Raw genomic sequence first — 15,063 nt, forward strand, 5'->3', positions numbered from 1 at the left:
AGAAGGCCGCAACAGCGGCAGGCAACCGGTTGAGTGGTGTGCCAATGATGGATAAGGCGACGGGCCGCGTGGTCGCCGTGATCGTGCTCTTGATCGCTATCGCCGCGTCCTTGCGCGGATACCTCCCCGGCGTGCGGGCCGACGAGCAACGACCACCGGATAACGGGTCCTCGCTGGTTTATGTTGCGGCCCTGATCAGCGTGTCGCTGGTGATCGTGGCCGTAGCCCTCATTTCCCGGCTGCGCGATCCGCGTCGCGTGGCGTCCAGCGCCAGCCCGCTGCCAACCAGGTTTTCCGGCGGCCGAGGCCGACCGGCCTGGCGAGTCGTGATCATCGGGGCCGCGGTGCTGGTGGTGTGGCTTCTGCTGGTGTGGCTGCTGTCGCGGTTCGTTGGGCCACAGGCTGGAATCGATCAGCCGCAGTCTGCGCCGCAGTCCGCCGTTCCCACGCCGGCGAACAATGTGCCGCAGCGTCCGGGGGAGCAGGACAACGGCGCTGATCGTGACGTGTTGCACTATCTGATCGCCAGCACGGTGGCCCTGCTGGCGATGATCCTCGCGGGCGCGATCGCCACTCGTCGGCGTCGGGTCGCAGCGCCGAGTCTTGCAGAGGCTCCGGCACCTTTCGACGAACCGACTTCTGGCGCCGCGGCCACCTCGCTGGTGCGGGCGGCCGAAAGCGGGCTGGCTGAAATCGAGGATCCCAATCACGAGCCGCGGCAGGCCATCATCGCCTGCTATGCGGCGATGGAACGTGAACTCAGGCATTTCCCCGGTGCCGCCCCGCAGGATTTCGACACTCCGACAGAGGTTTTGGCGCGGGCCGTTGAACACCACGCACTGCACGTCGACAACGCCGCCGAATTGGTCAACCTCTTCGAAGAGGCGCGATTCAGCCCACACGTGATGACCGAGGCGCACCGGGCCAGCGCACTGCGCGTCTTGCAGCTGGTACTCGCCGATATGCGGAGTTCGGTATGAAAAGACTTGTAGCACTGGGAGTCTCACTTGTACTAAGCGCCGAGCTGGCCGCCCTGTCGCTGCACGATCGCCGGTTTGTGCTCTGGGCGGCCGGCGCGGCGGTCCTTTTCGCGGTGGTCAATGTGCGCCAGTTCCTTGGCCGTGATTTCGAGCCGCCGCCACAGACGATCCAGAATGCCCTCGAAGAATCGTTGCGCAGCTGGTTGTCGCGGACCCAGACGCTGGTTCACCGGTCGGAATCAACCCGGGCCGATTGGGACCGGCACCTGCGCCCAATGCTGGCGCGGCGGTTCGCGATCGCGATTGGGCAAAAGCAGGCCAAAGACCCGGCCGCGTTCGATGCCACCGGGCGAACGCTTTTCGGCGCGGAGCTGTGGGCGTGGGTGAACCCCAACAACGTCGCGCATCACGGTACGAGCGAGCCCGGGCCGGGCCGGGCGACGCTGGAGGAAATCCTGGAACGGTTGGAGCAGGTATGACGGGGGGTACGGGGCGGATATGACATCGGAGACGGCCATGACAGCGGCCACCACCACGGCCCGCGCGGCCGCGGTACTCGATGAGATCGAGCGCGTCGTGGTGGGGAAGCGGTCGGCGCTCACGCTCATTCTCACCACGGTGCTCGCGCGTGGACACGTGCTGATCGAAGATCTGCCTGGACTCGGCAAGACGCTGATAGCCAGGTCTTTCGCCGCGGCGCTCGGGCTGGACTTCACCCGCGTGCAGTTCACGCCCGATCTGTTGCCGGCGGACCTGCTCGGCTCGACCATCTACGACATGCAGTCGGGTCACTTCGAGTTTCGTCCGGGTCCGATTTTCACCAATCTGTTGCTGGCCGATGAGATCAACCGCACGCCGCCCAAAACCCAAGCGGCCTTACTGGAGGGGATGGCCGAACGTCAGGTCAGCATCGACGGCACTACACACCTGCTGCCTCAACCCTTCATTGTGCTGGCTACCGACAACCCGATCGAATACGAGGGCACGTATCCACTGCCCGAAGCGCAGTTGGACCGGTTTGCGGTTCGGCTCGAATTGCGTTATCTCTCAGAGCAAGACGAGACCTACATGCTGCGCCGCCGCCTGGATCGCGGATCGGCCGAACCGACGGTGAGTCAGGTTGTCGACGCCCACGATCTGCTGGCGATGCGCGAGGCCGTCGAGCAGGTGAGCGTGCACGACGACGTCCTGCAGTATGTGGTGTCGCTGGCGGCCGCGACCCGGCATCACCCCCAGGTGGCGGTGGGCGCCAGCCCGCGTGCTGAACTCGACCTGGTGCAACTCGCCCGGGCTCGCGCGCTGCTTCTAGGCCGCGATTACGTGATCCCCGAAGACATCAAGGCACTCGCCACACCCGCTGTGGCGCATCGGATCACATTGCGGCCGGAGATGTGGGTCCGCAAAATTCAGGGGTCCGACATTGTCGAGGAACTGCTGCGGCGGTTACCGGTTCCACGAACACGCGGCGGCCCTCAGTAGGTCCGCGTGGTGGAGATACGGGAAGTTCAGCTGCGTTGGCGTGCATCGGCTTTGACGCGTGCGATCGCAACCTGCGCCGCACTGGCGCTGGCCGTTGGCTTGATCAGATCGTCCTGGCAGCTCGTCGCGTTCGCCGCACCGCTGCTCGGTGTCCTCTGTTCGGTCAGCTGGCAGCGGGCACTGCCGAAGGTCACCGTTCACGCCGATCCCGGTTCGCAGCGATGCTTCGAAGCCGAGCAGACTCAGCTGACCCTGTGGGCTGAAACTGAAACATTCGGTGCCGCAGTAAAACTCACTGCGGCAGCGGTAGACGGGATGCGGCTCGATGTTGTTGCGCGAACAGCCGACGGGCAGCAGACGGTGGCCACCAGTGCCGAGCGGTGGGGGCGCTATCCCGTGCGGGGCACCGTCGAGGTTGTCGCGCACGGCGGGTTGCTGGTCGGTGCGGGGACCGTCGACGCGGCTGAGGTGACCGTCTTCCCGGTGACGCCGCCTCAACCGACAGCCCTGCCGCCGACCGAACTGCTCGACCGGCTGGGTACCCACCTGACGCGGCATATCGGCCGCGGTGTGGAGTACGCCGACATTCGCACCTACGTGCCCGGTGACCAGCTGCGCACGGTGAATTGGCCGGTGAGCGCCCGTCGCGGCCGGCTGCACGTGACCCAGCGGCTGACCGACCGGTCCGCGGACGTGGTGGTGCTCGTCGACGGCTATCCGCAGCCTGCCGGGCCCGCTACGGAGGCCACCGAGCGGATAGTCCGCGGCGCCGCCCAAGTGGTGCAGACCGCGCTGCGCAACGGCGATCGGGCCGGCATCGTCGCGCTCGGCGGGCACAAACCCCGCTGGCTGGGCGCCGATATCGGACAGCGTCAGTTCTACCGCGTACTCGACGCCGTCCTCGATGCCGGCGACGAATTCGAAAGTACGACTGGAACATTGGCGCCGCGAGCGGCAATCCCGTCGGGTGCGATAGTGGTGGGGTTCTCCACGCTGCTCGACACCGAGTTCGCGCTGGCGCTGATCGACTTACGCCGACGGGGCCACGTGGTGGTTGCCGTCGACGTACTGCAGGGTGCCCCATTTCGCGCCACCCAAGACCCACTGGTCGACCGAATGTGGACCCTGCAGCGTTCGGCTATGTACCGCGACATGGGCACCGTCGGCGTCGACGTGGTGGCCTGGCAGGCGGATCGCACCCTGGATCAGTCGATGCGGGCGGTGCCCGATCGCCGGCGGGCGCTGACGAGACGCCGATCATGAGGCATGGTGCACGGCTGGTAGCGCACGCCCTGTCGGCCGCGTGCGGTCTGCTGATGTCGGCGGCGGTCGGCGTCGGATCGCACGGACCGGCCCTGATCGCGGCGATTTCAGCCGTGGCCGCGGTGGCGGTCGCGGTGCTGATTCGCCCGGCGGCCACCCTGGCGGTGCTCCTCGTTGCGGTTGCGATCGCGATGTCCGGGCCGTCGGCCACCGTGGCCGCGGTCGCCGGATTGTCGGCAGCCTTGTACTTGGTGCTGCGGCACGCGGCCGGTAGCGGCGCCGGCCTCGATTCGGTGAGCGGGGCGACGATGGTGTCCGCGGTGGGATTCACCCTGGTCGGTCTGGTCGCGACGGCATTTCCGCTGCGGCTTGCCTGGTTGCCGTTGCTGGCGCCGCTGGCCGCATTCGCCGTCTACCTCTTGGCCACCCGGCCGTACCTACGCGACGACGACGCGTAGCGATCATCGCCACACTTCCCGCAAAACACCATTGTCCTGGGACTTTCCCGAATCAGCTTGCGCGGAACGTCTTGACCGGCGCGTGGATCGGGAGCAAGAATGTCGGGATGCCTCAAGAAGAGCGGGCGTTAATTAGTGAGGTGGAGCGTCGGCTCGCCGAGAAGTATTCGGCGCTTCCGACGGAACACGTCACCACCGTCGTGAGGCATGCTTATTCGCAGTTCCAAAGCAGCAGGGTTAGGGGCTTCATTCCGTTGCTCGTGCAACGACGGGCAGATGAGGAACTCGAGGAGCTAAGCGTATTGCGGCCTGATCTGGCAGCAGTCGCGCTCGACGATATGGATGTGACTGACCTCAACACCATCGCTGCGGTCTAGTCGAGGACGTCGCAGCGGCGGCGAACACATTTTCCTTGCAGGCGGCCAGGATTGGCCGCTCTGCTCATCCCGGTTTCGGCCTAGTTACTTAACTATTTGTGTAGGGTTATTCGACAGCGGTCTATCTGCGAGAGGGCACATCGGTGGGCAAGTTGGGGGCACGATCGGTCGTCTGCGGCGCGGGAATGGGTGGATTACTGGCCGCTCGGGTGCTCAGCGATTTTTACGACACGGTGACGGTGATCGAACGGGACAAGCTGCCCGACACTGTCGACCCGCGCCGCGGAGTTCCTCAGGGCCGCCACTTCCACGTCCTGTGGAGTCGCGGCGCCCAGGAATTAGCGCGGTTGTTCCCCGGCATCCACGAGGACCTGATCGCCGCCGGCGCGGAGGTCTGCGATGACGGCGACCTGTCCCGGGTGTCGATCAGGCTGGCCGGACACGAGCTGAGCAGAGAGGGCAAGTTCAGTGATCCGGCGGCGGTCCGGCTGCACCTGTTGAGTCGTCCGCTGCTGGAATCGCATGTCAGACAACGCATCAGCGCCATCGACAACGTGGAAATCCTCGATGGCCACGACTTCGTCGATCCGATCGCTCCGAATTCACAACGGGTGACCGGCGCCAAGGTCGTCGATCGCGAGACCGGCGTACAGCGCGTGCTCGACGCCGACTTGCTGGTCGATGCGATGGGCCGCAGCGCGCGCACTCCGGCCTTCCTGGACGGCCTGGGCTATGGACGTCCGGTCGCCGAGCGGTCGACGACCAACGCGAACTACACCAGCCTGCTGATGCGCATCCCGGACGGAATCATCAAAGAGCGCATGACCTTCGTCGTTCCAGAACCGCAAAAGCCCACCGGCGGTGCGTTTTCGGTATACGAGCACGACACCTGGATTTTCACCTTGACCCGGCTGGCGGACAACGAACCACCCAAGGACCTGACCGGCATGATCCGGATGGCCACCCAATTCGCGCCACCAGCTTTGTTGAGGGCGCTGAAGCGGGGCGAGCCGATCGGCGACATTTCGGTCTTCCGCTACCCGGGCGCGATATGGCGGCGCTATGACCAGATGGACCGTTTTCCGGCAGGCTTCCTGGTGTTCGGCGATGCGATCTGCAGTACTAATCCCATTTACGGCCAGGGCATGACGGTGGCCGCACTCGAGGCGACCGCTCTGCAGGAGTGTCTGGCCGAGGGAAGCGGCGATCTGAGTCGGCGATTCTTCGCCGCCGCGGCGGAGCAGATCGGTCCGATGTGGGCGTCCAACCAGTTCAACGATCTCTACATGGACAACGGAGACCCCGACAAACCGGCGTCCACGCTACTGCTGGACTTCCGCGAGACGATGTTGTCCGCGGCCGAGAGCAGTCTGGCGGTCACCGAGAAGTTGTACCGGTCAATGAATTTGGTCGACCCGCCGACCGACTTCAGCCCGCTGCTTACCTAGGGCTTCTTCTGTATCTGGCTGCGATTGCGCGCGCTGATCTCGGCGTAGCGGTGTTGAAGGCCGTCGCGGTCCAGCGTCTGCGCACCGGCGATGGCCTGTTCGGCGGCAAGGGCCGGATCGGTGATCGCGGCTGCACCGGTGACGTAGATTTCCTTGAGGCCGGCCATGATTGGTGCTGGGATTTCAGCGATCTGGCCGGCCAGCTCAATGGCTCGGGGCAGCAGCTGATCGTGCGACACAACTTCGGTAACGAGCCGGATCCGCTCGGCACCCGCGGCGTCGACCACCTCGCCGGTCATCGACAACCGGCGAGCCATCGCGGCACCGACTACCTGCGGAAGTCGCGCCGTCATTCCGCCTCCCGGCAGGATTCCGACGCGAGCATGGGTATCGGCGAAAACCGCACGCTCAGAGGCGATCAGGAAGTCGCAACCCAAGGCCATCTCCAGTCCGCCGGTGAACACCGCGCCGTTGACAGCGCCGATGATCGGCTTGTGCATCTCGGCGGTCTGTCGGATGCAGTTCTCGGTCTGAAACTGCTCGAAGTAGGCGGGGCCGAGCCGCTGAGCCTCTTTGAGGTCGACGCCGGCGCAAAACGCCGGGTCGGCTCCGGTAAGCACCACCGCCCGCACTGACGCGTCGTCGTCGGCGGCGCGGAGCGCGGCATACAACGTCCCGATCAGCTTCGGACTCAACGCGTTACGTGCCTCAGGCCGGTTCATGGTCAGTACCCGAACCGGGCCGGCGTCGTCGCTGAGGACCAGCGCCGCTGTCATGTCACGAACTGCGCGGCCTGCCGGGCGAGATCGAGTAGCGGCTGCGGGAAGATGCCCAAACCGATGGTGACTACCGCGCACACCGCGATTGCCGCCTTGCTCCAGAAGCTCGGCATCGCGACCTGAACCGGCTCGGCGTGCGGCTCGGTGAAGAACATCAGCACGATCACCCGGACGTAGAAGTAGGCGGCGACCGCACTGCCGATCACACCGATGATGACCAACGGCACCGCCCCGCCCTTGGCGGCCGCCTGGAACACCGCGAACTTGCTGATGAACCCGCTGGTCAGCGGAATACCGGCGAAGGCAAGCAGGAACATCGAAAAGAGCAGGCCGACAACGGGATAGCGTTGCCCCAGGCCGGCCCAGTGCGACATGGTCGCATCCTCTTCGCCGTGCGAGTTGCGGATCAGACCCACGACGGCGAACGCGCCGACCGTGCTGAAGCTATAGGCGAACAGGTAGAACATCGTCGATGCGAGACCCACTGCATTGTCTGCGATCACGCCGGTGAGAATGAAGCCCACATGCGCGATCGACGAATACGCCAGCATTCGCTTGACGTCGGTCTGGGTCACCGCCGTGACGGTGCCGACCGCGATGGTCAGTATGGCGATGGCCCACAGCACCGGTCGCCACTGGTCGTGCAGCGGCGGCAGCGCGACGTAGACGACCCGCAGCAGCGCGCCGAATGCCGCGACTTTGGTTGCCGCGGCCATGAACCCGGTGATCGGTGTCGGCGCACCCTGATACACATCGGGAATCCACGAATGGAAGGGCACCGCGCCGACCTTGAACAGCAGTCCGACCGACAACAACGCAACGCCGGTCAAGGCCATCGAGTGGCTGTGGTTGGCCGCGAGCGATTTGGCGATACCGGGCAGCGAGAGCGTGTCGGTGGCGCCGTAGAGGAACGCAACGCCGTAGAGGAAGAACGCTGACGAAAAAGCGCCCAGCAGAAAGTACTTCACCGCTGCTTCCTGGGACAGCAAGCGGCGGTGACGAGCCAGTCCGCAGAGCAGGTACAGCGGCAGCGACAGCACCTCGAGCGCCACGAACATAGTCAGTAGGTCGTTGGCGGCCGGGAATACCAGCATGCCGCCGACCGCCAGCATGGTCAGCGGGAACACCTCGGTCTGGCTTGCTCCGGCCCGCGACGCCTCGTGCTCGGCCGCACTGTCCGGCACCGCCGATGCTTGCGGCGTAAAGGAATCCAGTCCCGCGGGGACATGGGCAGTGGCGGTGGCGGCGCCCGGACCGGCGGCCGGGTTGTCGCCGTGGTGACGCTCGGCGAAAAAGATCACGGCGAGCACCGCGACCAACAGGATCGCACCCTGCAGCAGCAGTGTCGGACCGTCGACGGCCAGTGCATGCAGCACCGCGGTGCGGCCCGGGGGATCAAGCTGCCTGGCGACGACGATGACCGCGGCGAACGCGGCGATCAGGCCACCCAGGGCGAGCAGGACCTGGGCGCCATAGCGAGCTCGTCGGGGCAGGAATGCCTCCACCAGGACGCCGACGACGGCGACTCCGAAGACGATGAATACCGGTGAGAGCAAACCATATTCGACGCTGGGCGTGGGCACAGGAAGAGACGTCATGGGCGCGGTCCTTCCGCTATTCCGGGTAGGTGCGCAGTGCCTGGCCGGACGATCGGTGGCGGATCATGCTGACCGATTGTCGCCATGGTGTTCGCCACCGCGGGATTGATGACGCTGAGCACCGGCTTCGGGTAGATCCCCAGCACCAGCAGCAGCGCGATCAGCGGTGCGACGACCAGGATTTCGCGCGGCACCAGGTCGCGGATCCGTTCGTTGCCGGCGGTGACGGGGCCGGTCATCACGCGTTGGTACAGCCAAAGAATGTAGATGGAGGACAGGATCAGCGCCGTCACGCCGACCGCCGCGGAGAGCCAGTAGCGGTTGTAAGCGCCGATCAGCACCAGGAATTCACTGACGAACGGCGCCAACCCGGGCAGTGACACGGTGGCCAGACCCGCGATGAGGAATGTGCCGGCCAGCATGGGGGCCACTTTCTGGATGCCGCCGTAGGCGGCGATCGACCGGGTGCCGCGGCGCGAGATCAGGAATCCCGCGATCAGGAACACCGCGGCGGTGGATATGCCGTGGTTGAGCATGTAGAGCGTCGATCCGCTCTGGCCCTGAGTCGTCATCACAAAAATGCCGAGAATGATGAAGCCGAAGTGTGAGATGGACGTGTACGCGATCAGTCGCATGATGTCGGTCTGGCCGATCGCCACGATCGCGCCGTAGATGACGCCGATCACGGCCAAGGTGACGATTAGCGGGCGGAAATACGTTGACGCGTCAGGGAACAACTGCAGGCAGTAACGCAACATGCCGAAGGTGCCGACTTTGTCCATCACCGCGGTGATCAGAACCGCGGTCGCCGGCGTCGATTCCACCGCGGCGTCGGGCAGCCAGCGGTGGAACGGCCACAGCGGAGCCTTGATCGCGAAGGCGAACATGAATCCCAGGAACAGCGCTTTGGTCACGGCCGACGACGCGGTCAACGAACCCGAGGTGACGGCGGCGACGATCTGACGGAAGTCGAACGTTCCCGATCCATTCTGGGCGGTCACCACATACAGGCCGATCACCGCGGCCAGCATGATCAGACCGCCGAAGAGGTTGTACAGCAAGAACTTCACCGCGGCGCGGGATCGGTGGGCGCCGCCACCGAAACCGCCGATGAGGAAGTACATCGGGATGAGCATCGCCTCGAAGAAGACGTAGAACAGCAGCACGTCCAGCGAGACCACCGAGACGAGCACCATCGACTCGATGGTCAGCGTCAGCGCCACGTAGGCCTGCGTCCCTCGGGATCGTTCGCCGCCGTCGTTCCAGCCGGCCACCAACAGCAACGGCACCAAGACGGTGGTCAACAAGACCAGCACCAACGCGATGCCGTCGACGCCGAGCGTGTACCCCGCGCCGAATGCCGGTATCCACGGGTGAGATTCGACGAACTGGTAGGTCGGACCGCCGGCCTTGAATTGCGCAGCGAGCGCGATCGACAGGGCCAGCACGACCACCGACACCGTCACGCCAAGCCATTTGGCGAGTTGCCGGCCCCCCGGCGGCACCAGGATGATCACCACGGCACCGACCAGCGGCACCAGCCACAGCACGGAAAGCCAGGGGAACGTCACCACAGTTGCACCGCCAGAATCGCGGCCGCGACAAGCGCGGCTCCCGCCAACATCGACAACGCATAGTTGCGGGCGAATCCGGTCTGGAAGCCGCGTAGCCACTCAGAGGTGCGAGCCACCAGGTTGCCCAACGCGTTGACCGAGCCGTCCACACCCTGATCGTCGAACTCGACCAGCGCGTGCGTGAGCTGCGCACCCGGCCGCATGAACACCTCCTCGTTGAAGGCATCGCCGTACAGATCCCTGCGGGCGGCGACGGTCAGCACCGACACGTCGGCCGGTGCCGTCTCGGGTACCGGGCGACCGAGGTAGCGCCACAACGCGATCAGGAAGCCGACGGCGACGACGCCGACCGCTACCGCGCTGATCACCCACGACGGCACAACTGGCGAGCTCTCCTCGAAGGTGGTCACCGGTTCCAGCCAGTGCCGCAGCGTGCCGCCCCAGCCCAACAGCCCGCCGGAGAACACCGATCCGACCGCGAGCAGGATCATCGGCCAGGTCATCAGGGCTGGTGCTTCATGGGGATGTGCGTCTGCGGCCCAACGCTTTTCGCCAAAGAAGGTCAGCAGCATCACCCGGGTCATGTAGAACGCGGTGATGCCGGCGCCCAGCAAGGCAGCGCCACCCAGTATCCAGCCGCCTGCTCCGCCTGCTCCCAACGCCGCTTCGATGATGGCGTCTTTGGAGAAGAAGCCGGCGAACGGTGGCACCCCGATGATCGCCAGGTAGCCGAGCCCGAAGGTGGCGAAGGTGATCGGCAGCGCGCTACGCAGTCCGCCGTAGTGGCGCATGTCCTGTTCCTCGTGCATCGCGTGGATCACCGCGCCGGAGCCGAGAAACAGGCCGGCTTTGAAGAACCCGTGGGTGAGCAGGTGCAGGATCGCGAACGCGTAGCCGGCCGGCCCCAGGCCCGCGGCCAACACCATGTAGCCGATCTGGCTCATCGTGGACGCGGCGAGTGCGCGTTTGATGTCGTCCTTGGCGCAACCGATGATCGCCCCGAACATCAGCGTGACGGCCCCGACGATGATCACGCCGAGCCGGGCATCGGGGGACAGGCTGTACAGCGGGTTGGATCGCACGATCAGGTACACGCCGGCGGTCACCATGGTCGCGGCGTGGATCAGCGCGGACACCGGGGTGGGGCCCTCCATCGCGTCACCGAGCCAGGCCTGTAGCGGAACCTGCGCGGACTTGGCGCAGGCACCGGCCAGCAGCAGCAGTCCGATCCAGGTCAGCGCGGCGTGGCTGGCACCCGCCGCCTGACCGAACACGCCGGCGTAGGACAGCGTGCCGAAGTTGGCGAAGATCACGAAGATCGCCAGCGCCAGCCCGGCGTCGCCGACCCGGTTCATCACGAACGCCTTCTTGGCCGCAGTGGCCGCGGTCGGCTTGTGATACCAGAATCCGATCAGCAGGTAGGACGCCAGGCCAACGCCTTCCCAACCGGCGTAAAGGCCGACGAAGTTGTCGGCCACCACCAGCAGCAGCATCGCCGCTAGGAACAGGTTGAGGTAAGCGAAGAAGCGTCGACGCTCCGGATCTTCGGCCATGTAGGCGACCGAGTAGATGTGGATCAGCGACCCGACTCCGGTGATCAGCAGCACGAAACAGATTGACAACTGGTCGATCTGCATGCCGAAGTCCACCTGCAGGCCGCCGACCGGAATCCAGGTGAACAGGTTCTGGAGGATGGTCCGGCCGTCGCCGTGCCGACCGAGCATGTCGGACAGCAGTGCGACGCCGACGCCGAAGGACGCCAGGGCCGTCGCGCAACCCAGCCAGTGTCCCCAGGGGTCGCTGCGCCTGCCGCCGAGCAGCAATACCGCGGCGCCGGCCGCGGGCAAGGCGACGAGCAGCCAGATCAGATGTGTCACTGATGTCACGGGCCTCTAACCTTTGAGCAGGTTGGCGTCGTCGACCGAAGCCGATTTGCGGGCACGGAAAATCGTCATGATGATCGCCAGTCCGACCACCACTTCGCAGGCGGCGACCACCATCGTGAAGAAGGCGATCATCTGGCCGTCGAGGTGGCCGTGCAGCCGGGCGAACGTGACGAAGGCCAGGTTGACCGCGTTGAGCATCAGCTCGACGCACATGAACATCACAATCGCGTTGCGCCGCAACAGGACACCGGCAGCACCGATGGTGAACAGCAACGCGGAGAGGTACAGGTAATTCTGCGGATTCATCACGCACCCCCTCTGGTGTTGGCGCCTGAGCCGTTGGAGCCGTGACTGGCCGGCATGTCGCGATCCTGGACCGGCCTCAATTCCAAGACTGCGGGCACCGACAACCGCGAGGGGGAGCCGTCGGGGAGTCTTGCAGGAGTGTCGACCGCGTTGTGCCGGGCATAGACGCCGGGGCCGGGAAGCGGGGTGGGGTGGCCGCCGGGCTGGAACCGCTCGATGGACATCTCGCGCTGGGTCTTGCGATGCTCGAAGCGTTCCCGGTGCGCCAGGATCATCGCGCCGATGGCCGCGGTGATCAGTAGCGCGCTGGTCAGCTCGAAGGCCCACAGGTATTGGGAGAAGATCAGCGCCGCCAGGCCCTGGACATTGCCGCCGGCGTTGGCCTGCGTCAGTCCGGTGTAGCCCTGGGTGGTGACGTTGCCGATACCGGCGATGAGCACGACGCCGAATCCCAGACCGGCCACCAGGGCGGAAACCCGCTGTCCGCGCAGCGTCTCCACCAACGACTCCGCCGAATCCACGCCGATCAGCATCAGCACGAACAGGAACAGCATCATCACCGCGCCGGTGTAGACCACGATCTGCACGACACCGAGGAACAAGGCGTCTTGGATCATGTAGAACACCGCGAGCACGATCATCGTCATCGCCAGCGACATCGCGCAGTAGACCGCGTTCGCGGCCATCACCACGCCCAGCGCCCCGATCAGCGCCAGCGTGCCCAGCACCCAGAACGTCACCGCTTCACCGGTGGACGTGCGGGTGATTGCTTCAGCGGCCAACAGGCCAGTCGTCGGAGCGAACCCAGAAATAATCACTGCTTGACGTCCGGATTCCGCTTGTCGCGCAAGCCATTTGCCGTGACGTTGCCGCGGTAGTAGTCGGCGTCGGTGGCCCCTTCGGCCCGGGGGTGCGGCGCCGGGGTCATGCCCTCCAGCATGGGAGCCAGCAGGTTTTGCTTTTCGTAGATCAAGTCGGCGCGGTTGTCGTCGGCCATCTCGTAGTGGTTGGTCATCGTCAACGCGCGGGTCGGGCAGGCTTCGACACAGAGCCCGCAGCCAATGCAGCGCAGATAGTTGATCTGGTACACCCGGCCGTACCGCTCACCCGGCGAAAACCTCGCCTCGTCGGTATTGTCGGCGCCTTCGACGTAAATCGCGTCGGCCGGACACGACCACGCGCACAGTTCGCAGCCGATGCATTTCTCCAGGCCGTCGGCGTAGCGGTTGAGCTGATGACGGCCGTGGTACCGCGGCTTCACCGGGCCGGGGTTCTCCGGGTAGCTCTCGGTGACGGGCCGTTTGAACATTGAGCCGAACGTGACGCCGAAACCGGCGAGCGAACTGAGGAACTTAGCCATTGGCGGTCTCCTTGGTCGCCGGCGCCAGCGGTTTGCCCGGCAGCGGCGGTGTGGGCAGCGCCGGCGTGGGAAAGGCCGGTTCGAAGGACGCTGCCTCCACCGGCTGGTTGCGGCGCCGCTTGCGTATTTGACTGTTGCTGAACGGTCGTTGCAGCAAATAGAGCAGCACGACGGTGACAGCGAGGCTGGCGCCGACCAGCAACGGCGTCCAATGCTGGTAACCCTGGTTCCGCATGGTGCGGATGGCCGCGGCAATCAGCGCCCACACCAGCGACACCGGGATCAAGAGCTTCCACCCCAACGCCATGAACTGGTCATAACGCAGCCGCGGCAGGGTGCCCCGCAGCCAGATGTAGAAGAACAGGAATACCCACACCTTGGCGGTGAACCACAGCACCGGCCACCAGCCGCTGTTGGCGCCGGCCCACATGTTCAGCGGCCACGGCGCGTGCCAGCCACCCATGAACAGCGTCGCGGCCAGCGCTGACACCGTGGTCATGTTGATGTACTCGGCGAGGTAGAACATCGCGAAGCTCAGCGACGAGTACTCGGTGTGGAAACCGGCGACCAGTTCGCCTTCGGCCTCGGGCAGGTCGAACGGCGCCCGGTTGGTCTCGCCGACCATCGACACCAGGTAGGTCGTGAACGACGGCAGCAGCAGGAAGATGTACCAGACCCGATCTTGGGCCGACACGATCTGCGACGTCGACATCGTCCCGGCGAAGAGGAACACGGTGGCGAACGACAGGCCCATTGCGACCTCGTAGGAGATCACCTGCGCGGTCGAGCGCACGCCGCCCAGTAGCGGATAGGTCGAGCCCGACGACCATCCCGCCAGCACGATGCCGTAAACGCCGATCGACGACAGCGCAAGGATGAACAGCACCGCCACCGGTAAGTCGGTCACCTGCAGCGGGGTCCAGTGACCGAATACCGAAACCTGCGGCCCGAACGGGATGAACGCAAAGGCGGTGATCGCGGGAATCGTCGAGATGGCCGGTGCCAGAAGGAAGATCGGCTTCTCGACGCCGAACGGGGTGATCGGCTCCTTCAGCGCCAGCTTGATGCCGTCGGCCAGGCTCTGCAGATAGCCGCGCGGCCCCACGCGGTTGGGTCCCCAACGCAGCTGCATGCGGCCCAGGATCTTGCGCTCGGCGAGGATCGCGATCAGCACGGTCAGCACCAGAAACACAAAGACCACAAGCGATTTGGCCAGGATCAGCCACCAGGTGTCGTGTCCGAAGCCAATCATGAGGCCACCCCAATTCGCACTACCTCGCCAGGTGTGACGCCCAACGTCCGGTGCACCGCCGAGCCAGGCGAGTTCAGCGGAAGCCACGCGACGTGGTCGGCCATCTCGGTGATCGTCAATGGCAGAGTGATCGCGCCGCGCGCGGTGCTGACGGTGACCTGGTCGCCGTCCGCCGCCCCGATGCCGCCCGCCGTCGCTGCGGACAACCGCACGACCGGGGTGCGGGCGGTGCCGGCCAGATGGGGCTCGCCGTCCTGCAGCCGCCCGTCGTCGAGCAGCATCCGCCAGCCCGCCAGCACGGCC

16 protein-coding genes are annotated in these 15,063 nt (G+C 65.5%); 7 read left to right on the plus strand and 9 right to left on the minus strand.

Annotated features, from left to right (window positions below; all coding sequences use genetic code 11):
- The first annotated feature begins 47 nt into the window (after nt 1-47).
- From WAO18_RS16810 to WAO18_RS16840, 7 genes are all read left to right on the plus strand, one after another.
- Nucleotides 48-980: a DUF4129 domain-containing protein gene (locus WAO18_RS16810; protein ID WP_422207395.1), complete on the plus strand. Its 933-nt coding sequence runs from the start codon at nt 48-50 to the stop codon at nt 978-980.
- Entirely contained in the window at nt 977-1,459 is a 483-nt protein-coding gene (locus WAO18_RS16815; protein WP_422207382.1) for a hypothetical protein, read from the plus strand. The genes WAO18_RS16810 and WAO18_RS16815 overlap by 4 nt, the downstream gene beginning before the upstream one ends.
- A gap of 37 nt (nt 1,460-1,496) precedes the next feature.
- Nucleotides 1,497-2,459, plus strand: a complete 963-nt coding sequence (locus tag WAO18_RS16820) for an AAA family ATPase (protein ID WP_422207383.1) — start codon at nt 1,497-1,499, stop codon at nt 2,457-2,459.
- A 6-nt stretch (nt 2,460-2,465) separates the two neighbouring features.
- The gene (locus WAO18_RS16825) at nt 2,466-3,722 is read left to right on the plus strand and encodes a DUF58 domain-containing protein (protein WP_422207384.1); all 1,257 of its coding nucleotides are present in this window, start codon (nt 2,466-2,468) and stop codon (nt 3,720-3,722) included.
- Complete coding sequence (locus tag WAO18_RS16830) at nt 3,719-4,180, plus strand: hypothetical protein (protein WP_422207385.1); 462 nt, start codon at nt 3,719-3,721, stop codon at nt 4,178-4,180. The genes WAO18_RS16825 and WAO18_RS16830 overlap by 4 nt, the downstream gene beginning before the upstream one ends.
- A gap of 107 nt (nt 4,181-4,287) precedes the next feature.
- A complete protein-coding gene (locus WAO18_RS16835; RefSeq protein ID WP_422207386.1) occupies nt 4,288-4,557 on the plus strand; it encodes a three-helix bundle dimerization domain-containing protein in 270 nt (89 codons plus the stop codon).
- 143 nt (nt 4,558-4,700) lie between these two features.
- Nucleotides 4,701-6,005, plus strand: coding sequence for an FAD-dependent oxidoreductase (locus tag WAO18_RS16840; protein WP_422207387.1), 1,305 nt, complete (start codon nt 4,701-4,703; stop codon nt 6,003-6,005).
- Here WAO18_RS16840 and WAO18_RS16845 read toward each other — a convergent pair.
- The 9 genes from WAO18_RS16845 to WAO18_RS16885 form a co-directional block, all read right to left on the minus strand.
- Entirely contained in the window at nt 6,002-6,781 is a 780-nt protein-coding gene (locus WAO18_RS16845; RefSeq protein ID WP_422207388.1) for an enoyl-CoA hydratase, read from the minus strand. The two genes, WAO18_RS16840 and WAO18_RS16845, sit on opposite strands and share 4 nt — an antisense overlap.
- A complete protein-coding gene (gene nuoN / locus WAO18_RS16850) occupies nt 6,778-8,382 on the minus strand; it encodes an NADH-quinone oxidoreductase subunit NuoN (RefSeq protein WP_422207389.1) in 1,605 nt (534 codons plus the stop codon). The genes WAO18_RS16845 and nuoN overlap by 4 nt, the downstream gene beginning before the upstream one ends.
- Nucleotides 8,379-9,956: an NADH-quinone oxidoreductase subunit M gene (locus tag WAO18_RS16855; RefSeq protein ID WP_422207390.1), complete on the minus strand. Its 1,578-nt coding sequence runs from the start codon at nt 9,954-9,956 to the stop codon at nt 8,379-8,381. The genes nuoN and WAO18_RS16855 overlap by 4 nt, the downstream gene beginning before the upstream one ends.
- Nucleotides 9,950-11,833 (minus strand): NADH-quinone oxidoreductase subunit L, encoded by a 1,884-nt coding sequence (gene nuoL / locus WAO18_RS16860; protein ID WP_422207396.1) that lies wholly within the window; start codon nt 11,831-11,833, stop codon nt 9,950-9,952. Before nuoL ends, WAO18_RS16855 begins: the two co-directional genes overlap by 7 nt.
- A gap of 15 nt (nt 11,834-11,848) precedes the next feature.
- A complete protein-coding gene (gene nuoK / locus WAO18_RS16865; RefSeq protein ID WP_422207391.1) occupies nt 11,849-12,148 on the minus strand; it encodes an NADH-quinone oxidoreductase subunit NuoK in 300 nt (99 codons plus the stop codon).
- Nucleotides 12,148-12,960 (minus strand): NADH-quinone oxidoreductase subunit J, encoded by an 813-nt coding sequence (locus WAO18_RS16870; RefSeq protein ID WP_422207397.1) that lies wholly within the window; start codon nt 12,958-12,960, stop codon nt 12,148-12,150. The genes nuoK and WAO18_RS16870 overlap by 1 nt, the downstream gene beginning before the upstream one ends.
- Nucleotides 12,961-12,962: 2 nt before the next feature.
- Nucleotides 12,963-13,508, minus strand: a complete 546-nt coding sequence (gene nuoI / locus WAO18_RS16875) for an NADH-quinone oxidoreductase subunit NuoI (protein WP_422207392.1) — start codon at nt 13,506-13,508, stop codon at nt 12,963-12,965.
- Entirely contained in the window at nt 13,501-14,760 is a 1,260-nt protein-coding gene (gene nuoH, locus WAO18_RS16880; protein WP_422207393.1) for an NADH-quinone oxidoreductase subunit NuoH, read from the minus strand. Before nuoH ends, nuoI begins: the two co-directional genes overlap by 8 nt.
- A partial coding sequence (locus WAO18_RS16885; protein WP_422207394.1) for a molybdopterin dinucleotide binding domain-containing protein occupies nt 14,757-15,063 on the minus strand: 307 nt, incomplete at its 5' end. The genes nuoH and WAO18_RS16885, both read right to left, overlap by 4 nt.

Source organism: Mycobacterium sp., assembly GCF_049278535.1.
GTDB lineage: Bacteria > Actinomycetota > Actinomycetes > Mycobacteriales > Mycobacteriaceae > Mycobacterium.